The organism is Aeromonas sp. FDAARGOS 1417, assembly GCF_019046985.1.
Taxonomy (GTDB): Bacteria; Pseudomonadota; Gammaproteobacteria; order Enterobacterales; family Aeromonadaceae; genus Aeromonas; species Aeromonas veronii.
Genome location: NZ_CP077221.1, coordinates 2,345,224 through 2,366,240 on the forward strand (window position 1 = coordinate 2,345,224; position 21,017 = coordinate 2,366,240).

General features: G+C 60.4%; 17 protein-coding genes. 11 read left to right on the forward strand and 6 right to left on the reverse strand.

Going from position 1 to position 21,017, the window contains the following annotated elements:
* Positions 1-160: 160 nt before the first annotated feature.
* Together ruvB and ruvA are read right to left on the reverse strand one after the other, a co-directional pair.
* Positions 161-1,171, reverse strand: a complete 1,011-nt coding sequence (gene ruvB / locus I6L47_RS10585) for a Holliday junction branch migration DNA helicase RuvB (RefSeq protein WP_005335744.1) — start codon at positions 1,169-1,171, stop codon at positions 161-163.
* Between the two features lie 8 nt (positions 1,172-1,179).
* The gene (ruvA, locus tag I6L47_RS10590; RefSeq protein ID WP_005335746.1) at positions 1,180-1,794 is read right to left on the reverse strand and encodes a Holliday junction branch migration protein RuvA; all 615 of its coding nucleotides are present in this window, start codon (positions 1,792-1,794) and stop codon (positions 1,180-1,182) included.
* Positions 1,795-2,054: 260 nt separating this feature from the next.
* Between ruvA and I6L47_RS10595 the strand changes: the two genes are divergently transcribed.
* A complete protein-coding gene (locus I6L47_RS10595; protein WP_216947381.1) occupies positions 2,055-4,064 on the forward strand; it encodes a methyl-accepting chemotaxis protein in 2,010 nt (669 codons plus the stop codon).
* 81 nt (positions 4,065-4,145) lie between these two features.
* On the opposite strand, the gene lysE is transcribed toward I6L47_RS10595, so the two are convergent.
* Positions 4,146-4,754 (reverse strand): L-lysine exporter, encoded by a 609-nt coding sequence (lysE, locus tag I6L47_RS10600; protein WP_041235221.1) that lies wholly within the window; start codon positions 4,752-4,754, stop codon positions 4,146-4,148.
* Between the two features lie 207 nt (positions 4,755-4,961).
* The gene (locus tag I6L47_RS10605; protein ID WP_005335753.1) at positions 4,962-5,744 is read right to left on the reverse strand and encodes a LuxR family transcriptional regulator; all 783 of its coding nucleotides are present in this window, start codon (positions 5,742-5,744) and stop codon (positions 4,962-4,964) included.
* A 62-nt stretch (positions 5,745-5,806) separates the two neighbouring features.
* On the opposite strand from I6L47_RS10605, the gene I6L47_RS10610 reads away from it, so the two are divergent.
* The 6 genes from I6L47_RS10610 (at position 5,807) to I6L47_RS10635 (ending at position 13,353) form a co-directional block, all read left to right on the forward strand.
* Positions 5,807-6,457 carry an acyl-homoserine-lactone synthase gene (locus I6L47_RS10610; protein WP_103250903.1) on the forward strand — a complete coding sequence of 217 codons (651 nt, stop codon included), beginning with the start codon at positions 5,807-5,809 and terminating at the stop codon, positions 6,455-6,457.
* A gap of 201 nt (positions 6,458-6,658) precedes the next feature.
* Positions 6,659-7,558, forward strand: coding sequence for a LysR family transcriptional regulator ArgP (locus tag I6L47_RS10615; RefSeq protein WP_216947382.1), 900 nt, complete (start codon positions 6,659-6,661; stop codon positions 7,556-7,558).
* A 99-nt stretch (positions 7,559-7,657) separates the two neighbouring features.
* Positions 7,658-9,694, forward strand: a complete 2,037-nt coding sequence (locus I6L47_RS10620; protein WP_139735567.1) for an exoribonuclease II — start codon at positions 7,658-7,660, stop codon at positions 9,692-9,694.
* Between the two features lie 253 nt (positions 9,695-9,947).
* Complete coding sequence (locus tag I6L47_RS10625) at positions 9,948-11,588, forward strand: sensor domain-containing diguanylate cyclase (protein WP_120415410.1); 1,641 nt, start codon at positions 9,948-9,950, stop codon at positions 11,586-11,588.
* Between the two features lie 4 nt (positions 11,589-11,592).
* A complete protein-coding gene (locus tag I6L47_RS10630) occupies positions 11,593-12,696 on the forward strand; it encodes an EAL and HDOD domain-containing protein (protein WP_216947383.1) in 1,104 nt (367 codons plus the stop codon).
* A 66-nt stretch (positions 12,697-12,762) separates the two neighbouring features.
* Positions 12,763-13,353 (forward strand): HAD family phosphatase, encoded by a 591-nt coding sequence (locus I6L47_RS10635; protein ID WP_216947384.1) that lies wholly within the window; start codon positions 12,763-12,765, stop codon positions 13,351-13,353.
* Between the two features lie 132 nt (positions 13,354-13,485).
* Here I6L47_RS10635 and hfq read toward each other — a convergent pair whose 3' ends face one another.
* The gene (gene hfq, locus I6L47_RS10640) at positions 13,486-13,845 is read right to left on the reverse strand and encodes an RNA chaperone Hfq (RefSeq protein WP_005335772.1); all 360 of its coding nucleotides are present in this window, start codon (positions 13,843-13,845) and stop codon (positions 13,486-13,488) included.
* Positions 13,846-14,021: 176 nt separating this feature from the next.
* Here hfq and I6L47_RS10645 point away from each other — a divergent pair, with 176 nt between their 5' ends.
* Genes I6L47_RS10645 through I6L47_RS10655 form a run of 3 tightly spaced genes read left to right on the forward strand, consistent with a single transcriptional unit; the run spans position 14,022 to position 17,498 of the window.
* A complete protein-coding gene (locus tag I6L47_RS10645) occupies positions 14,022-15,293 on the forward strand; it encodes a paraquat-inducible protein A (protein ID WP_013723466.1) in 1,272 nt (423 codons plus the stop codon).
* Positions 15,286-16,935, forward strand: a complete 1,650-nt coding sequence (gene pqiB / locus I6L47_RS10650; protein ID WP_005335774.1) for an intermembrane transport protein PqiB — start codon at positions 15,286-15,288, stop codon at positions 16,933-16,935. The genes I6L47_RS10645 and pqiB overlap by 8 nt, the downstream gene beginning before the upstream one ends.
* Entirely contained in the window at positions 16,932-17,498 is a 567-nt protein-coding gene (locus I6L47_RS10655; RefSeq protein ID WP_216947385.1) for a membrane integrity-associated transporter subunit PqiC, read from the forward strand. The genes pqiB and I6L47_RS10655 overlap by 4 nt, the downstream gene beginning before the upstream one ends.
* 80 nt (positions 17,499-17,578) lie before the next feature.
* On the opposite strand, the gene rlmD is transcribed toward I6L47_RS10655, so the two are convergent.
* Positions 17,579-18,931, reverse strand: coding sequence for a 23S rRNA (uracil(1939)-C(5))-methyltransferase RlmD (gene rlmD, locus I6L47_RS10660; protein WP_021231744.1), 1,353 nt, complete (start codon positions 18,929-18,931; stop codon positions 17,579-17,581).
* 274 nt (positions 18,932-19,205) lie between these two features.
* Here rlmD and I6L47_RS10665 point away from each other — a divergent pair, with 274 nt between their 5' ends.
* The gene (locus I6L47_RS10665) at positions 19,206-20,930 is read left to right on the forward strand and encodes a proline--tRNA ligase (RefSeq protein WP_216947386.1); all 1,725 of its coding nucleotides are present in this window, start codon (positions 19,206-19,208) and stop codon (positions 20,928-20,930) included.
* The last annotated feature ends 87 nt before the right edge of the window (positions 20,931-21,017 follow it).

A 21,017-nucleotide genomic window follows, 5' to 3' on the forward strand; every position in this document is an offset into this window, starting at 1 on the left:
CGGCTCACCTGTTTATTTTCCGGTCTGTGTCCAGACGCACTCACTGTCTGTGAACATCCATCCTGAATTGTCTTTGCCCACCGCATCCGCCGTGGGCTTTTTTTTGCCCGGATAATAAAAAACCGCCTTTGACGGCGGTTTCATGTTCAAACGGCTGTTTTTACTTCTCATCTGGTCGCTGAAGACCGAAATGAGCGTAGGCTCGTGTGGTCGCAATCCGTCCTCTGGGTGTACGTTGCAGATACCCTTGCTGGATCAGATAAGGCTCCAGCACATCTTCGATAGTATCTTTCTCTTCCCCGATCGCGGCGGCCAGATTATCGAGACCCACCGGGCCCCCCATAAACTTGTCTATCACAGCCAACAATAACTTGCGGTCCATGAAGTCAAAACCTTCGTTATCGACATCCAGCATGTCCATGGCGCGGGCAGCAATGGGGCCGTCGATCCGGCCATCGGATTTCACCTGGGCAAAATCGCGCACCCGCCTTAACAAACGGTTAGCAATCCGCGGCGTGCCGCGAGAGCGACGGGCGACCTCAATAGCACCATCTTCCGTCATGTCTAGCCCCAGACAACGGGCACTGCGGGAGACGATATCGGTCAGGTCCTTGACGTTGTAGAACTCCAGCCGCTGGACGATACCGAAGCGATCCCGCAGCGGGCTGGTCAGTGAACCTGCCCGGGTGGTGGCGCCAATCAGGGTGAAGGGAGGCAGATCCAGCTTGATGGAGCGAGCCGCGGGTCCCTCCCCGATCATGATGTCGAGCTGGTAATCCTCCATCGCCGGATAGAGCACCTCCTCCACCACCGGGCTGAGGCGATGGATCTCGTCGATGAACAGCACATCGTTCGGTTCGAGGTTGGTGAGCAGCGCCGCCAGATCCCCCGCTTTCTCCAGCACAGGGCCGGAGGTGGTCTTGATATTGACCCCCATCTCGTTGGCGACGATGTTGGCGAGGGTAGTCTTGCCCAGACCCGGCGGGCCGAAGATCAGCAGGTGATCGAGCGCTTCTCCCCGCTGACGGGCCGCTTCGATAAAGATCTCCATCTGTTCGCAGACGGTATCCTGACCGGTGTAGTCAGCCAGCTTCTTGGGGCGGATAGCCCGGTCAATAATGTCATCCTCACGGGCGGCACTGGCCGAAATGAGGCGGTCTGCTTCAATCATCAACTACCTCATACCAGGCTACGCAGGGATTCACGGATGATATCTTCCACCGACATCCCCTCTTTGGCGATCTTGCTGACAATCTGACTCGCCTGCTGCGGCTTGTAACCTAGGGCCACCAGCGCACTGGCGGCTTCTTCGGTCACGTCCGGTGCCCGCAATTCGGGCTCACTGGCTGGCAAGGTGACCATGGCCGGGGAGAAGAGGTCGTGACTGACCCAGCCCTTGAGGCGATCCTTCATCTCCACCACCAGCCGCTCGGCGGTCTTCTTGCCGACTCCCGGCAGTTTGACCAAAGAGCTTATCTCTTCACGTTCGACACTCAGCACAAACTGGGTAGCTGTCATGCCGGAGAGAATAGCCAGCGCCAGCTTGGGGCCGACTCCGTTGGTCTTGATCAGCTCGCGGAACAGCGCCCGCTCCTGTTTGTGGTTGAAACCATAGAGCAGCTGGGCATCTTCCCGCACCACGAAGTGAGTATGGATGGTCGCCTCCTTGCCGATCTCCGGCAAATCATAGAAGCAGCTCATCGGCATCTGTACCTCATAGCCAACCCCGCCCACTTCCAGCAGGACCTCGGGGGGCTGCTTTTCAATGACAATGCCTCTCAAGCGACCAATCACGGCTCTCTCCTCACCAATACAACTATTCGTAAATTGGCTCATAGCATAAAGAATAACTGGATAAGTATCCAGCATAGGGCAGCAACACCCTTGTGGTCAGAGAGGCTTTTTATCCAATTTTCCACCATGCTTGATCGGGTGCAGCCAGTGCACGGGATGTTTCAGCGCCGCACCGGCCCCCGAGCGGGGGATAAACCACTACACTAAACCCGTTCGGAACCGAAACTGGTGCCAATGTCGATACCAAGGAAGGCCATCACATGAAAATTGTTACCACCTCCAATCTGGGTCTTGCCATATTGCTCGGCTGTACGCTGGGCATGGGGGTCGTTGGCTGGTATGGCAGCCAGCGGCTAGCCAATCTGCTCTCCTACGTACTGGGCGCCGCCTGGCAGACCGCCGACGGAGCCATGGAGGGCTCCATAGAGCTGGGCAACCAACAGCTACAGATTCAGAAGATGCAAAACGGAACCCCGCTCAATCGCGCCGAACTCGATGCTGCCAAGGCGGCGACCGATGACGCGCTGGCCCGGGTCAGCCAGGGGCAGCTCATTGATGGTGCGGCCCTTGCCACCATGGAACAGCACAAGCAGGACTATCAACAGCAACAAGAGAAGCTGCTGGCGCTCTATCACGCCTATACAGAGGTGGACCAGGCACTGCATCACAACGCCGATCTGATGGCCCGCCTCTCGACCCAGCTGGAGGTGATCGGCGATGGCGCGGTCGAGGCGCTGACCCAATCCCCCGACCAGACCATCAGTTGGAACAGCGGCCTCTCCACCCGTTGGGAAGCGGCCGACGGGGGGATGGAGTCAAACATCGGCTTTTTACGCCAACTCTATGCGCTTGAGAAGATGCGCAGACAAGGAGTCACAGAGGTGATCAAGGGCGAGTTGAAAGAGGCGACCGATTTCTACCACGAAGCGATCGACAGCATGCTCGGCACCGGGCTGTTCGATATCGAGGGAACCGGGGAATTTGCCGGCAAAACACTGTCGGCAGAGTATCGCTCCCTGTTAACCCGGCATCAACAACTGATGGGACAGTGGGTCGATGCGCTCGGCAGCTATCAGGCCCAACAGGCCATCTATGAAGCCAGTGCCGATGAGCTGCGACAACAGCTGGTTGCCATCGAGGAGAGCGGCGATGCCACCGTCGAGGATCAGGTGGCCCAGCTCAACGGCATCATCAGCCAGACCCGAACCCTGCTGCTGGGTGGCCTGTTGCTGAGCCTGATCATGGTCACCCTCTGCGGCTTCTGGCTGACCCGCAAGCTGGTGACCCCGCTGCTGCAAGTGGACAAACGAATGCAGGATATCGCCGCCGGCGAGGGAGATCTCAACGCCCGCATCAACCTGCAACGGGATGACGAGATAGGCTCGCTGGCAAACAGCGTGGATCGTTTCATCGAGAAACTGCAGAAGATGATCAGCTCCACCATGGACAACAACCAGCACATCAGCGAACACGTTCACACCTCGGTCAACCGGGTGGAGGCAATCAGCCAAAGCAGCCGCCAGACCGCCGAACATGCGCTGGCCCTGCACCACGACAGTGAGCAGATGGTGCAAGTCGCCACCGGTATCTCGGACAACTGCAGCATGGCGGCCCACAATGCCAACGAGGTGCGCCAGCTGACCACCGAGAGCAGCCAGTATGTCGCCTCCGCCAGCGCGGGCATGCAACGGGTGGTACAGGAGGTGAGCGAGTGTGCCATCGCCATCAACTCCCTCAAGGAGCAGGCGGGTCAGATTGGCAAGATCATCTCCACCATCAGCGGCATCTCGGAGCAGACCAACCTGCTTGCCCTCAATGCGGCCATCGAAGCGGCCCGCGCGGGGGAGATGGGGCGTGGCTTTGCGGTGGTTGCGGACGAGGTGCGCACCCTGGCCAATCGCACCGCAACATCAAGCGCCGAAATTAGCCAGGTGATCAGCAGTATCCAGCAGCAGACCGAGACCGCCTATCTGATGATGCAACGCAACCTCAAGACGGTGGAGTCCGGCATGCAGGACTCCGAGAACACCAAGCAGATCCTGTTCAAGGTGGAAGGCGCCATCGACCAGCTGGCCGACATGGTGCAGCAGGTAGCCGTGGCTACCGGGCAACTGTCACACACCCTGAGCCACTCCTCTGACAAGGTCTCCGGTATCAGTCTGCAAGCCAGAACCGGCGAACAGGAGGCACAGGAGTGCCTGCAGCTCGCCTCCTCGCTCCATCAAGCCAGCCTGCTGCAACAGCGCCTACTCTCCCAGTTCAGGGTCTGACCCCTTTCAATAGCAAAGATGCCACTCATGTGAGTGGCATCTTTTTGTTACCGGTCGCTCATTCCTGCCGCCTTAACTTCCTCAACGTCCTATGGCCAGTTGAACAGCCAGGCTCAGCATGATGATGCCAACCAGCAGATCGATCCCCTGCTGCACCCGGCCGCGGGCCAACCAGGGCGCCAGTGCCGCAGCCCCCAGCGCCAGCGAGTAGAACCACACCAGCGAGGCCAGCATGGCCCCCGCAGCAAAGGCCGGACGCAGGGACTCGCTCACCTGACTGCCAAGGGAGCCGAGCAGCATCAGGGTATCGAGATAGACGTGGGGGTTGAGCAGCGTAACTCCCAGCGTCATCGCCAGCACGCTTTTGGCCCCCATCTGCTGAGCAGAATCGGCAAGTCCCTCCCCCTTACCGCGCCAGGCACTGAGCAGGGAACGGCCACCAAACCAGCCGAGAAACAGCACGCCACCCCAGGTGAGTAGCGCCATGCCGAGGGGGCTGGCGGCCAGCACATTGGCTCCGCCAAATACGCCGATAGCAATCAGGGTGAGATCGCAGAAACTGCAGAGCGTGGCCGTCAGCAGATGGTGATTGCGATGGATGCCCCGGCTCAGCACAAAGGCATTCTGGGCGCCGATGGGGATGATCATGGCCAGACCGATGGTGAAGCCTTGCAGTGTCGTTGCGAGCATCATGGAGAGCACCGTTCGAAATGATGAATGAGCGGCACTATAGCGATTGAGGTTCCTTCTTAGAAATTCATTGATTTACTGATTGATTCATTTTGCTAATAAAAACCAGCATACCCAGCCGCTGTTCCAGCCCTTGTCAATTACCGGATCTGACAATTGTGACCCTCAGAGTGCGGCAGGAGAATCTGTTGCGCCTGTGGGCTCAGCCTACTGCAGCAATCTGGGGAAGTTGGTAACCACAACTTGCTCCAGATTGGGTAGCAACAGCCCCGTACTAACCCCTTTGGCAATGGCCTGATAGCGGTTCATTGAGCCGGTTTTGCGGGTGACCTGATTGAGATGGTAATTGACCGTGCGCTCCGTGATCCCGAGGATGCAGGCGATCTCGCTAGAGGTCTTCCCTTCGCTGGCCCAGAACAGGCACTCGGTCTCGCGCTCGGTCAAGGGGTCTTTACCCGCACTGTCCATCATGCTGAAACGCACCACCCGAATGGCCGCCTCGAAGATGTAATTGGACATCCAGGAGAGGATCGGCGAGGACTCCAGCAGCAGGTCGCTCGAGGCCCGCTCGGAGGTGATGAAGGAGAGAATACCGTTCTCCCCGGCAGCACCGTGCAGAGGGAAGGAGATGCCGTTACGCAACCCGAACTCGGCTGCCAACCCCATCACGTCCATGGTTCCCTCCTGCAGAAAACTGGCCCGCTCATCGAGGCGGTTCCAGTAAATGGGCAGCGTCTGCTTGCGTGCCAGCCGGATCACCGGATCGCACGCCAGCATGTTGTTTTCGGTATAGGCCTGCACCCAGGAATCGGGGCACTGGTTGAACAGCACCACCTTGGGCCTTTGCATCGACATCGGCAGGATCAGGGCGAAGCGATAGTAGTCATAGCCCATCCCGAGCGTAAAGCGACCGATCAGTTCGGCCAGACGATTGCCGTCCGTCACCGAAGTGAAATGTTCGAGGTACTCAAGCAGTTGGTCTCTGTTCATATGAAAGCCCCCTTGGCCAGACATGTGATTATAACGGCGAATAGCAAGATAGAGGGTCCATAATGTTGGTTTTTAAAGGAAAATTGAGAGAACATCCACGAAACGAGGTGGAGAATGAACTCTATCGCTTTCGAAATCGCGTCTTTTCCGACCGGCTAGGCTGGGATGTCGAGTCTCATCGGGGCCTGGAGCGTGACAGCTTCGACACGCCAGACACCCATTGGGTTCTGATCGAGGATGAAAAAGGGCTGTGTGGCTGCATTCGTCTGCTCAACTGTGCCGATGCCTATATGCTACCCACCATCTTCCCCACCGCCCTTGCCGGTGAAAGCGCGCCACGCACCCCCGATGTCTGGGAACTCACCCGTCTGGCTATCGATGCCCAGCGCGCACCGCGCATGAGCAATGGCGTCAGCGAACTCACTTGTGTCATCTTCCGCGAGGTCTATGCCTTCGCCCATGCCCACGGGATCCGGGAGCTGGTCGCCGTCGTCAGCCTGCCGGTGGAGCGCATCTTCCGCCGCCTCGGCCTGCCCATCGAGCGGCTCGGTCATCGTCAGGCGGTCGATCTGGGGGCGGTAAGGGGCGTAGGCATCCGCTTCCATCTGGATGAGCGCTTCGCGCAGGCGGTCTCCCAACCTCTGCTGGGCCATTATCAAACCAGCCATTATCCACCACAGCAACCGTCACCGGTGCTGGCAGTTCACTCATAAAAAATCCCGGGAAAACAGACCCGGGATAAAGATGTCGCTACGATCTGCGCAGGGCTACCCCATGCGGCACCAAAGAGTATCCTCCCTCAATGGCCTGACCACTACTGTCAAAAATCACAGCACAACGCCCCTTCCACCGCCCATTGTTGTCCCCTGCCGAGTGACGTAGAGTCAGCCCTTGGGCAACGGAAGGGGGAGAAGATGAAAGAGCTGGACTACAAACTGCTGCGGGCGCTGGATGCGGTACTGCAGGAGCAGAACTTCGATCGGGCGGCCAAGTCGCTCCATATCACCCAGTCGGCCATCTCCCAACGGATCAAGCAGCTGGAGCAACAGTTTGCCGAACCGCTGCTCATTCGCAGCCAGCCGCTGCAGGCCACGCCACTCGGCCAGAAACTGCTGGCCCACTATCGGCAGGTACACCAGCTCGAGCTCGAACTGGCGGGGGAGCTGGCTCCCGATGAGCCGCAAGGGCCAATCCGGATCAGCATCGCCGTCAACGCCGACAGCCTGGCCACCTGGTTTTTGCCCGCCATTGCCCCCTTGTTGAAACAGCACCCCATCGAACTCAACCTGCTGGTCGATGACGAGAGCCGCACCCTCGACAAGGTCCGCGAGGGTCAGGCCTTTGGTGCGGTAAGCCTGCATCCCCAACCGCTGGCGGGTTGCTGCGTCGATGAGCTCGGTGAGATGAACTATCTGCTTACCGCCAGCCCCGCCTTCGTAGCCTGCCACTTCCCTCATGGCCTGACCCGCGATGCACTGGCCAAGGCACCGGCGGTGGCGTTCGATCAGCGCGATGACATGCATGTGAGCTTTATGAGAGAACACTTCGGGCTGGAGCCGGGCGGTTATCCCTGCCATACGGTCCACTCGTCAGAGGCCTTCGTCGCCATGGCAGAACAGGGGCTGGCCTATTGTCTCATCCCCGAATTGCAGATAAGAGGCCAGCTGGCTGGCGGGTCACTGCTCAACCTCAGTCCCGACCACATCCTGACGGAACGCCTCTACTGGCACCGCTGGGTACTGGAAAAAGGGGTTCACAAGCAGCTCTCCCAACGCCTTATCGACCATGCCAGATCGCAGTTGAAACCACGCTGAGCAGGCCATTCACCTTGGCTTTGCAGGGCTAAAAACGTATAGTGCTGGGCGATCCTTCATCAGGTCTCCACCCAGGTTTTCACTTCAGGTTCCTCACTTATGTTCCAAGACAATCCGCTGCTGGCCCAGCTCAAGCAACAAATCCGCGAAAACATCCCGAAGAAAGAGGGTGTGATCCGCGCCTCGGACCGGGGCTTCGGCTTTCTGGAAGTCGATGAGAAGACCAGCTATTTCGTGCCGCCTCCCTACATGAAGAAGGTGATGCACGGTGACCGGGTGACCGCCCTGATCCGTACCGAAAAAGAGAAGGAAGTGGCAGAGCCGGATACCCTGCTGGAGCAGTCCGTCACCCGCTTCGTGGCCCGGGTCAAGATGTTCCGTGACCGCCTTAACGTGGTGGCCGACCATCCGCTGATCAAGGATGCCATCAAGGCCCGCGTCAAGAAGGGTCTGGATGAGAAAGAGTTCAAGGAAGGTGACTGGGTGGTGGCGACCCTCAAGCGCCATGCGCTGGTCGACGGCAACTTCTCTGCCGAGATCATCCAGAAGATCGCCGCCCAGGAAGATCACAATGTGCCCTGGTGGGTGGTGCTTGCGCGCCACAATCTGGCCCAGGTCGAGCCGGCTGACTTGCCGGAGTGGAAGGTGATCGAAGAGGAAGAGCTGCCCCGTCGTGACCTGACCAAGGTGCCCTTCTTCACCATCGACGGTGCCAAGACCAAGGATATGGACGATGCGCTGGCCATCACCAAGCTGGACAACGGCTGGGAGCTGCTAGTCGCCATCGCTGACCCGACCGCCTATGTGGCCGAAGGGAGCGAGCTGGACAAGGAAGCCGCCCAGCGCGCCTTCACCGTCTACATGCCGGGCCGCAACGTGCCTATGATCCCGCGCACCCTCTCCGACGAGCTCTGCTCCCTGAAAGAGGGCGAGGAGCGCAACACCCTGTGCGCCCGTCTGCTGATCGCCGAAGATGGTCTGCTACTGGAGGAGACCGAGTTCTTCGCCGCCCGCATCTGCTCCCACGCCCGCCTCAACTATGACGACGTCTCCGACTGGGCCGAGCATGGCAAAGAGCTGTCCATCGACGCAGGCGTACTGGCCCAGCTGCCGCTGATGAAGGCGATGACCGAAGCACGCATCGCGTGGCGAACCGAGCATGCCCTGGTGTTCCCGGATCGTCCCGACTACGACTTCGAGCTGGGCGAGAATGGCGAAGTGCTGGCCATCCACGTCGAGCCGCGCCGCATCGCCAACCGCATGGTGGAAGAGTCGATGATCGCCGCCAACATCTGCGCCGGTCGCGTGCTGGGCAAGAGCGTCGGTTACGGCATCTTCAACGTTCACACCGGCTTTGACGAAGAGTCCCTCGACGGCGCCATCGACCTGCTGAAGAGTGCCGAAGCCCCGTTCGAGCGCGACGAGATCGCCAGCCTCTCCGGCTTCTGCGCCCTGCGCCGCTGGATCGACAACCTCGACACCCGCTGGCTGGATGGCAAGATCCGCCGCTTCCAGAGCTATGCGCTGATGTCCTCCGAACCGGGCGCCCATTACGGCTTGGGTCTGGATGCCTACGCCACCTGGACCTCCCCGATCCGTAAATACGGCGATATGGTCAACCATCGTCTGCTCAAAGCGGTTATCGCCGGCAAGACCCCGGGTGAGCGCCCGAGCACCGAGCTCACCGAGCATCTGACCGCCTGCCGCCGTCTGCACCGCATGGTGGAGCGTGACATCGGTGACTGGCTCTATGTTCGCTACCTGAAAGCAGCGGCTGGCACCGATCAGGTATTCAACGCCGAGATCATCGACGTGATGCGTGCCGGTCTCAAGCTGCGTCTGCAGGAGAACGGCGCCGTAGTCTTCCTGCCTGCCCGCCATATTCTCGACAACAAGGATCGACTGGAGTGCAACTGGGACAACGGTCGCGTCTATCTGGACAAGACCGAAGTGGTCTACGAGCTCGGCCAGATCATCGAGGTGAAGCTGACCGAAGCGGTGGAAGAGACCCGCTCTCTCATCGCCAAACCGGCGGTAGATCTGGTACCGGGTCCGGCACCGGAAGCCCCGGCGACCGAGAGTGCGCCAGCCGATAGCAGTGAAACGCCCGCTGAGGCTGCCCCCAAGGCAGAATAAGCCGCGCAGAATCATCTAATCTGCCCGAGAGCCCGCCATCGTGCGGGCTCTTTTTGCCCAGCATCCCGCCCTACAAGCTGCCATATATACCGTTATGGCACACAGTTCTATCCGCGATTGGCAGAGAACGCAGTGAATGTCTCCACCAGCAGGGCTGAAAGCAACCGTTATGTGCGCTGCCTCTCCTTTCTGACATATTAATCAAGGAGAAATATGTCTATACTCGCTTGGGTACAATCCAAGGGATATTGGTATGCAGGAATGGGACCCGGAACACTTCACCAACTTCGCTCAGTTATGCGAAGTGAGCCTCGCCACCATCCGTGAAAAGACCGATGCCGAACGCCTCTACCTCTGGCTGAAAGCCCCCGAACCGCAGCTCTACAGCTTTCAGCTCGATCAGGGGCTGACCACGCTTGATCTCGCCCATCTCGGCCAACTGACCCTGCCCCACCACCTGATCGACAAGGCGATGGAGAAGGGACAACTGGTGATCGAGCAGCTCCCACCACCGCCTGATCCCGGAGAAAATGTGGAGCCTGCCCAGCCGCAGTTACGCGCCTGTTTCCCTCTCAAGCGTCACATGAAACTGGAAGGGGTCATCTATCTGGAGACCCGCCGCCGCATCGATCGCCTCTCCTCCCACCAGCGTCAGGGCATCCAGCTCCTTATCCACTATCTGACTGCCGAGCTCAGCAATCACCTGCTCTCCAGCCAGGTCAATCAGGAGCGGGACCAGCGGCTCCATACCCAGACCGATCTGGTACAGAGTCAGGCACTGCAGGGCTCCTTCCTCACCATGTTGCAGGCGCTGCACATGGTCAGCGTCACCCTCTCCCGCAGTCGCAGCGAGAACGACCTGCTGCGGGATGCCGTGCTGCTGGCCCGCAAGGAGCTGCAGTTCGATCGGGTTGCCATCTTCCTGATCGAACCCGATGGCAAGACCATGCGCGGCACCTGGGGCACCAGCGAAGAGGGCGAGCTGATGGATGAACACAACTTCATCAGCCCCATTCCGGATCACCCCACGGTGCAAGAGGCGCTCAGGCGCAAGGACTACGTGCTGGTGATGGAAGATACCCCCCTCTACTACGAGAAGCAGCAGGTGGGCCGTGGCTGGAACGCCATGGTATCGCTATGGGATGGCACCACTCCCATCGGCTGGATCGCCGCCGACAACCTGCTCTGGCACCGTCCGCTCAAGGCCTATCAGAGCGAGATCTTCAAACAGTACGCCGCCATCCTGTCGCAACTGCTGATCCGCCAGCGCACTCAGGAGCAGCTGGAAACCCTCAACCGCCAGCTGGAGGCCCGGGTCGCCGAGCGCACCATGCAGCTGGCCGAGACCAACCGGGCGCTGGAGGAGGCAAATCACCGCCTCTCCCTGCTGTCGCTGGAAGATCCCCTCACCGGCATCGCCAACCGGCGCCAGTGGGACATCACCATGCAGCGGGAGTGGGAGTGGGCACGGCGCACCCAGAACCTGCTGGCGGTATTGATGATCGACGTCGACGAGTTCAAGGCCTACAACGACCACTTCGGCCATGCCAAAGGGGATCTCTGTCTGCAACAGGTGGCCCATGTGCTGCGGGATGCAGAGCGGCGTTGCACCAATCTGGTCGCCCGTTACGGCGGGGAGGAGTTCGTCATTCTGCTCTGCGCCCCCCAACCCGGTGAGGCCGAACAGCTGGCCGGGCGGATCCACGATGGTCTTGCCCGCTTGAAAATGCCCCATCCCGCCTCGCGGGTTGCTGATTTCATTACGGTTAGCATAGGCTTTAGCTATCTGGTTCCCTCCCAGGACGGAGCATGGCAGACCCTGACCGAACAGGCTGACCAGGCGCTCTACCACGCCAAGTCACAAGGGAGGGCCCGCACTCTGGCCTATCGGTGATCCCATGCTGTTGCGTCGCTACCCTATCTTCAATCGTCGCCTGGCTCTGGTGGCCTACGGCATCGACTATCAGCTAAGCTCACCGGCCGAATGGCCTTCACTGGCGCAACATTGCCGCCTGCTGGCGCAGGGGCGTCAATATCTGGTGCCCTTCACCCACGAACAGCTCGATGAACAGCGTCCCCTGCTGCTGGATCAGGACGCGATCCCGCTGGTTGAAGCCTCCAGTGAACGCCAGCCCAACTCGTTCCCGGTGCTTGAGCAGTGGCGCGACAGCCGGCGCAGACTGGCGGTGCATGGCGCCAACCGCGATCCACGCTGGCTCGGTGCCAGCCGCCTGCTGGTGTACTGGATGGGGGAAGAGGGGATCTGTCAGCCCACCGAACACAAGCGGATGGCGCTGAACATCGAAACCTGGGCAGATTTTCTCCCACTGCGGGAGGCGGGGGTCGACTTCTTTGCCGGCGGCTTTCTCGCCCGTCCCGAGCTGGTCAATCAGCGGGCCAACCAGCCCGATATGGCGCTGGTGCAGCAGATCCTCCAGCTCATCTGCCACGAAGAGTTCTCCTTCGCCCAGGTAGCCCGCCTGCTGGAGCAGGATGTCTGGCTGCCCGGCCTGCTGCTCACCTACGTCAACGCCCCCGGCTTCGATCATGCCGCCCCCATCACCTCGGTACCCCGCGCCCTCTCCTATCTGGGGGAGCAGGAGATCCGCAAGTTCGTGCTGATCAACGGTCTGGCCCGGGTGAGCCAGCACATGCCGGAGGCCTGTACCCGCATGGCCATCGCCCGCGGCCGCTTCTGCGAGTTGATTGCCCTCACCGCCCTCGGTAAAGCAGAGGCAAGCTGGGCCTTTCTGGTGGGACTGGTGCTCGATGGTTCCCTGCTGTCGGAGCCGCTGATGGCCCACCTGCCCAAGAGCGTGCAGCGCGCCATCGAACTGCATGAAGGGCCACTCTTTCATCTGTTTCAGCTGGTCAGCACCTATGAACAGGGCAACTGGGCCCTGCTGGAACAGCTTGCCCCCAAATATCAACTCGATCCGGCCCAGCTCACCCCCGTCTATTTTCAGTCACAAATGTGGGGGCAAGCGTTTCTCACCAGCTAGGTGATGGCGAGGCGGGGAGCCACTGGCTAGAATGGGCTCCCCTTTTTCAGAGACAGACCCCGCACCATGACCCTTTCCGGATTCCAAGGCCTGGTCTTTGACCTTGATGGCACCCTGGTCGACTCCATGCCGCTGCACCTGGCCGCCTGGGAACACACTGCCCGCGAGTTTGGCTTTCACTTCGATGCCGACTGGTTCTATGAGCTGGGGGGCATGCCGAGCCGCAAGATAGCCCTGCTGGTCGCACAGGAGCAGCAGATCCCCCTCGATCCGCTCGAAGTCACCCGCTGCAAGACCGCCCACTATGTGGCCAACCTGCACAAGGCGACCGTCTTTCCGGCCATGCAGGCGCTGGTCGAGCGCTATCATGGCGTCATCCCGATGGGGATCGGCACCGGCTCGCCCCGCGTCAACGCCGAGGCGGTGCTGCGCAACACCGGGCTGGATCGCTACTTCTCTGTGGTGGTCACCGCAGACGATGTGGAGCTGCACAAACCCAATCCGGACACCTTCCTGCTGGTCGCCAGCAAGCTGGGGGTCGATCCATCAGGCTGTCTGGTGTTTGAAGATACCGGTATCGGGGTACAGGCAGGAGAAGCGGCGGGTATGCAGACCTGCATGGTCAAAGAGGGTCAACCAGTCGGCATAACGGCGTAGTGCGGAAAAAAATATCGCCCTGCAAGGGGCGATAACCGGAACTGACTCTCATACGGGACATGAATGAAAATGAGAGCAGGTTCCGTCAGCCGCTGACGCAGGGCGCGTCAACGAGGAGTGTGAGGCAGACGATTACTCGTTGTTGCCGCCACCCTGATTGTCGTCATAACGACCCGGCGCACCGTGGGGGCGCGGCGCCATGGAGACACGCGGCTTGCGAGCACGCTGGATGTTCACCTGCGGACGGCCGGTGTGCATGGCGATGGTGGAGATCTTGGCCTTGTAGACCAGCTGCTGGTTACCATGAGCATCGGTCAGCAGCACGCTGTACTGGTCGAACCCGCTGATGGTGCCTTCCAGCTTGATGCCGCTCACCAGAAAAATAGCGACCTGACTGCGGTTCTTGCGCAACCAGTTGAGGGCAGAATCTTGCCCGTTCCCGAGGGAGAAGGCTTGCTCAATCGTGGAGTAGCTGGGGGATTCAGTTGTCATAAATTATTGTCCCGCGGAAAAAAAGTGGCGTTTGATTGTGCTAAATGGGCACTGGCTTGTCAAAGTCATTCTCACTCCCGCCAGCAATAGCGCCCTCCGGGGGCTGGTCGCTGACCAGCACAACTGCGATAATCGCCAGCTCTGGCTCTACCACGGGCCTTATCTGGGGTTTTATCTTGCATCCGGTTTCACACCAACACCACACCACCTATGTCCATGATGCCACTGCCTGCGAAGAGTGTGACCTGCTGATACCGGCCACACCGCTCGAGGTGGGACAGGCCAGCTGCTGCCCCCGTTGCGGACACACCCTGAGTCGCCACCTGCCACAGCAGGAGTTGCGGCCGATCTCCTACGGGTTCGCGGCACTCATCATGTTCGTGCTCGCCAATGCCTTTACCTTTATGTCCTTCTCGGCCAAAGGGGTGGGCCAGGAGATGACCTTTTTGCAGAGCATCACCACCCTGGTGGATGAGGGCTATCTGTTTCTCGGCGCGGTATTGAGCCTGACCCTGATCGGCCTGCCGCTGGTCTATATGGGATCCATCATGCTGGTGCTGTGGCGGGTCGATAAAGATCTGCACAGCAATGCCCTGCGCTCCCTCGGCCGTCTGCTCTGCCGGATCAAACCCTGGCTGATGGTGGATGTCTTTCTGGTGGGGGTGCTCATCTCGCTGGTCAAGCTGATGGGGATGGCCGACATCAAGATGGGGCTGTCGTTCTGGGCTTTCGTCGGTTACACAGTGCTGCTCATCAAGATGATCTCCTCACTGGATCAGATGTGGCTGTGGCAGCGGCTGTTCGGCCCAACCGAGTCACGGGATATCGACCCGGAAGCGGGCGCGCTGGAATCCGGCCTGGTGGGCTGCCATATCTGTGGCGCTCTGAGCGAGGTGGGCAGCCACAGCTGCTCCCGCTGCGGCGGCAAGCTGCATGCCCGCAAGCCGGGCGGCCTGAACCGTACCTGGGCGCTGCTGTTTACCTCCGCCATTCTCTACATTCCGGCCAACGTCTATCCCATCATGGATACAGTGTTCCTCGGTGATGACAGCCCCTCCACCATTCTCGGCGGTGTGGTGCTGCTCTGGGCCATGGGCTCATACCCCATAGCTGCGGTGATCTTTTTCGCCAGCGTGGTGGTGCCGCTGGTGAAAATACTGGCGCTATTCTGGCTTTGCTATATGGTGCAGCGCGGCAATGTCACCTCCCCCCTCGGCAAGCTCAAACTCTATCGCATGACCGAATTTGTCGGACGCTGGTCGATGATCGACGTCTTCGTGGTGGCCATTCTGGCGGGCCTGATCCGGCTCGACAATCTGATGACCATCTACCCCGGCCCTGCGGCCGTCGCATTTGCAGGTGTGGTGCTGATCACCATGGTCGCCGCCATGAGTTTCGACTCCCGCCTGATCTGGGATTTACAACAAGGAGAACGCGAACGTGAGTGAGCGTAAAAAAAGGTGGAAACCGGGCTCTGACTTTCTGAGCTCTGCCGCCGCAATCTGGATGGTGCCCCTGCTGGCGCTGTTCATCGGTCTCTGGATGCTGTTCCAGCACTGGTACTCCCAGGGCCCGAGTTTCACCCTGACAGTCGCCACTGCCGAGGGCATAGTCGCTGGCAAGACGGTGATCCGCTCCCGCGAAGTGGACGTCGGCCGCATCGAGGCCGTCGAACTGAGCGATGACTACAGCCATGCCGTGCTGAAAGGACGGCTGACCAATGCCGCCTCCGGCATGCTGCGCGGTGACAGCCAGTTCTGGGTGGTCAAGCCCAGAGTGGGTCGTGAAGGGGTATCGGGTCTGAGCACCCTGCTCTCCGGCGCCTATATCGAGCTCGCCCCCGGCAAGAAAGGTCGGGCGCGGGACGAATACGCCATGCTCGACAAACCGCCGCTCGCCTCCCTCGATGCCAAGGGGCTGCGTCTCACCCTCAGCAGTCGCGACACTCGCGCGCTCGGGGAAGGCTCCCCCATCAACTATCAGGGCTTCACCATAGGTCAGGTGGAAGAGGCGAAGTTCCTGCCGGAAAAGAGCGAGATGCAGTATCAAATCTTCATCCACGCCCCCTATGACATTCTGGTGAGCAGCAACTCCCGCTTCTGGATGACCCCGGGCTTCGAGGTCTCCATGAGCAGCGAGGGGATGAAGGTGAAGATGGATTCGCTGGAGAGCCTGATCGATGGCGGCATCACCATGGGTCTGCCACCCGGCTGGGCGCCTGGCGAGCCGGTCAAACAGATGGAAGGGTTCACCCTGTTCCAGGATGAGGCGAGCGTGCTGGCCGGTAGTCTGGATCAGTTCATCGACTACGTCTTCCTGTTCGATGACAACGTGGGTGGCCTGCACCCGGGTGCGGCGGTGCAGTATCGCGGTATCCGGGTCGGTACCGTCATCTCCGCCCCCTACCTCATCGAGGACAAGGGCGTGCAGATCTTCAAGAGCCGCCAGATCCCGGTGCTGGCCCGCATCGAGGTGCAGCGCCTCTCCCACCGCTATGCCAAGGCGGAGAAGGATCAATGGCGAGCCCTGTTCGGCAAGCAGTTCAAGGAAGGGTTGCGTGCCAGTCTCAAGACCTCAAGCCTGCTGACTGGCGGCAAGATCATCGATCTCAACTTCTATCCGGACGCACCACGTTTCGAGCAGGCCAAGCTGGCCGGTTATCAGGTCTTCCCCACCGTGCAGGGCGGGCTGGATCAGATCGAGCGCAAGGTGAACCTCATCCTCGACAAGTTTGTCGACATGGACATGGCAACCACCCTGACCAAGGTCAACGGGTCACTCACCACCCTGGATGGCACCCTGAAGAACATCAGTGCAGTCAGCGCCAACCTGAACAAGCTCACCGCCAAGGATTCCACCCAGCAGCTGCCCGCCTCGCTCAACGAGAGCCTCAAGCAGTTGCAGGAGACCCTGCAGGCCTATGATGCCCAGTCGCAGACCAATCAGGACCTGCGCCAGTCGGTGCAGACCCTCAATCAGTTGATGCGCGAACTGCAGCCGCTGGTGCACTCCCTCAACGAGCAGCCCAGCTCGCTGATCTTCGATCGCGCGCATCCATCGGACCCTGAGCCCAAGCGAGGCAAACAATGAAAAAAGAGATCCTGACGCTGGCCCTGCTGGGCCTGCTGGCGGGTTGCAGCAGCCAGCCAAGCCTGCACTACTACTCGCTCTATGCCGACAACCAGCAACCCGTAACGGCCCCGGCCCAACCGCAGCACCAGCTGGTGCTGCGCCCGGTGGCGCTGGCCAGCCAGCTCGACCGGATCAGCCTGGTCTATCAGCTGGAAGGGCAAGAGCTGCACTTCACCGAGTACCATCGCTGGGCCGGTGCGCTGGACGATCAGCTCAACCAGCTCACCCTCAATGGCCTCTCCACCCGCCTGCCGGGCTGGGTGGTACGGCAGGATGGCGCCCGCAAGGGGCCGGTGCTGACCATTCTGGTGGAGCGCTTTCAGGGTCGTCATGACGGCAGCGCCGTGCTGAGCGGCCGCTGGCGCCTGCTGGCGGAGGATGGCACCGTGCTGCGCGATGCCCCCTTCCGTCAGGAGCGGGTACTGCCGGCCGATGGCTACAACGCGCTGGTGAACGAACTGGGTCAGGGCTGGCAACAGCTGCTCGACCAGATCGCCGCCGAGGTGCGCAAGCAGGGTTGAGCACATCAACCTGCGAGTATCAGATAGAAAAAAACGACGCCAGCTGGCGTCGTTTTTTATGGGCAAGAGTCGGGGGCGACTTATGCCTTGGCGGGCAGGCTCAGGCGGGCAACCGCTTCGACGTGCATGGAGTGCGGGAACATATCGACCGGTTGCACCTCGTCCAGCACGAAGCCCTGCTTGACCAGCCAGGCAAGATCGCGGGCCAGGGTCTGCGGATTGCAGGAGACATAGACCAGACGACGGGGCGCCATGGCGACCAGGGTCTGCAGTACAGCCTTGTCACAGCCTTTGCGCGGCGGATCCATCACCACCACATCAGCGGTCACACCTTGGGCGTGCAGTTCGGGCATCAGCTGCTCGGCCTTGCCAACGTGGAATTCGGTGTGCTCGATGCCGTTGAGGGCAGCGTTGCGACGGGCATCGCTGATGGCGCTCTCCACCGACTCGATCCCGACGACCTTGGCGGCCTTGCCAGCCAGGAACAGGGAGATGGTGCCGATACCGCAATAGATGTCGAACACCGTCTCGTTGCCGGTCAGCTCGGCATACTCGAGGGCGCTGGAGTAGAGCACATCGGTCTGGGTCGGGTTGTTCTGGAAGAAGGAGAGGGGCGAGATCTCGAACTCGAGCTCATGGATCTTGTCGCGGATCACCCCTTCGCCGAGCAGCACACGGTTGGTGGCACCCAGAATGCGGTTGGTGCGCTCATCGTTGATGTTCTGCACCAGAGTAGTAACCGGCAGATCGCTCAGAGCTGCCAACAGTTCGGCTTCGAACGGCAGCTCCTCACCCAAAGTGACCAGCACCACCATCAGCTCACCGCTCTTGAAGCCCTTGCGGGTCATCAGGTTGCGCACGCAGCCGCTGTGGTTCACTTCGTCATAGGCGGCGATGTCGTGCGCGCGCATCCAGTTGCGCACCCGGGCGTTGAGCTCGACGTGCAGCGGATCCTGCACCGCACAGTCATCGGCCGTGATGAGATCGTGGGAGTGCTTGCGATAAAAACCGATCTCGGCACCGGCGTCACAGCCACGCACCGCATATTGCGCCTTGTTGCGATAAGCGAACGGGCTTTCCATGCCAAGGATATCCTTGACCGGGGTGTCACCCAGCCCGACCTGTTCCAGTGCGCTCTGCACCAAGGCCTGCTTGAGCTTGAGCTGGGCCGGATAGGCCAGCGGGCGCACCTGACAGCCACCACACTCGGTGTTGGGGCAGAAATCGGCAACCCGATCGGCAGAGGGCTGGAGCAGCTCGGCGACCTTGCCGTGCAGATAGTTCGGCTTGACCTCGGTCAGCTCCACCAGCGCCTGCTCACCGGGCAGCAGACCTTCGACAAACAGGGGGCGATCGAACAGGCGTCCTTTGCCATCTCCTTTGTCGGTCAGTTCCAGGATCTCGATCTGGTGTTGATGTCCCACTAACGGCATGAGCGGCTCCAAAAGTACTAAAAATGGGGGGGGATGAACGCGGCAGAGCCATGCCCATCGAGAAAAGGTGGCAGAGTTTAGCGGAGATCCGGCCAAATTGCAGGCATAAAAAGCCTGCTTGTTGCAATGGTCATTACCCCAGGCTATCTGCCGGGCGTTGTCACCTTTCGGGCTGCGGCAAATTTAGCCCTTGGGCCATAACGCCCAGCCTGTTAAAATTCCGCCCTTGAAATTATCCTGGGCCCCGCGCCCGTTCTAGCTAAGGTCTACCGCGATGCGTACCAGCCAATATCTGCTTTCCACTCTCAAGGAAACCCCCTCCGACGCTGAAGTTGTCAGCCACCAGCTGATGCTGCGCGCCGGGATGATCCGTAAACTGGCCTCCGGCATGTATGCCTGGTTGCCAACCGGTCTGCGGGTACTGAAGAAAATCGAGAACATTGTTCGCGAAGAGATGAACAATGCTGGTGCCGTCGAAGTCTCCATGCCGGTGGTACAACCCGCCGAGCTGTGGCAGGAGTCCGGCCGCTGGGATGACTACGGTCCCGAGCTGTGCCGTCTGACCGACCGTCACAACCGTCCCTTCGTGCTGGGCCCGACCCACGAAGAGGTGATCACTGCGCTGGTGCGTTACGAAGTGAACAGCTACAAGCAGCTGCCGCTCAACCTCTACCAGATCCAGACCAAATTCCGCGACGAAGTACGCCCCCGTTTCGGCGTGATGCGCGGCCGCGAATTCCTGATGAAGGATGCCTACTCCTTCCACATCGACAAAGAGTCTCTGGTCGATACCTACGAGAAGATGCACGCCGCCTACTGCAAGGCGTTCACCCGCATGGGTCTGAACTTCCGTCCGGTACAGGCCGATACCGGCTCCATCGGTGGTACCGGTTCCCACGAATTCCAGGTGCTGGCCGAGAGCGGTGAAGACTTGATCGCCTTCTCCGACAGCTCCGATTACGCCGCCAACATCGAGATGGCCGAAGCGCTGGCACCGGCTGGTGAACGCGCTGCCGCCACCGCAACCCTGGCCAAGGTTGCCACCCCGAACGTCCACACCATCGACGAAGTGGCTGCCTTCCTGAACGTGGCTCCGACCGCCATCGCCAAGACCCTGCTGGTACTGGCAGAGGAAGATGAGCACGGCAAGCAGGCCGTCATCGCGCTGGTACTGCGTGGCGACCACGAGCTGAACGAAATCAAAGCCGAGAAACTGGCTGGCGTGGCCAACCCGCTGACCTTCGCCAACGACGAGCAGATTAAAGCTGCCGCCGGTTGCGATGCAGGCTCCATCGGCCCGGTCGGCTTTGCCGGTCGCATCATCGTCGATCGCAGCGCTGCCCATCTGGCGGACTTCGTCTGCGGTGCCAACGAAACCGGCTTCCACCTGACCGGTGCCAACTGGGATCGCGACATCGCTACCTACGAAGTTGCCGACCTGCGCAACGTGGTGGAAGGCGACCCGAGCCCGTGCGGCCAGGGCAAGCTGCTGCTCAAGCGCGGTATTGAAGTGGGCCACATCTTCCAGCTGGGTACCAAGTACTCCGAAGCGATGAAGGCGAGCGTGCTGAACGAAGCTGGCAAGTCCGTCACCATGGAGATGGGTTGCTACGGTATCGGGGTTTCCCGTCTGGTGGCTGCCGCCATCGAGCAGAACAACGACCAGTACGGCATCATCTGGCCGGACGCCATCGCCCCGTTCGAAGTGGCCATCGTGCCGATGAACATGCACAAGTCCGAGCGCGTGACCGAGCAGGCACAGCAGTTCTACGCCGAGCTGAAAGCGGCCGGTGTGGACGTGCTGTTCGACGACCGTAAAGAGCGCCCGGGCGTGATGTTCGCCGACATGGAGCTGCTGGGCATCCCGCACGCCATCGTCATCGGCGAGCGCGGTCTGGACAACGGCGTGGTGGAGTACAAGTGCCGCCGCACTGGCGAGAAGCAAGAAGTGGCCATCAGCGACATCATCGCCATGCTCAAGGCCAAGCTGGGCCGTTAATTCCGCCCTCTTCCCGATATAAGAAAGCGCGCCATTTGGCGCGCTTTTTGTTTCTGTATTCTGACGACAGCAACCGGGTGGCGGGTT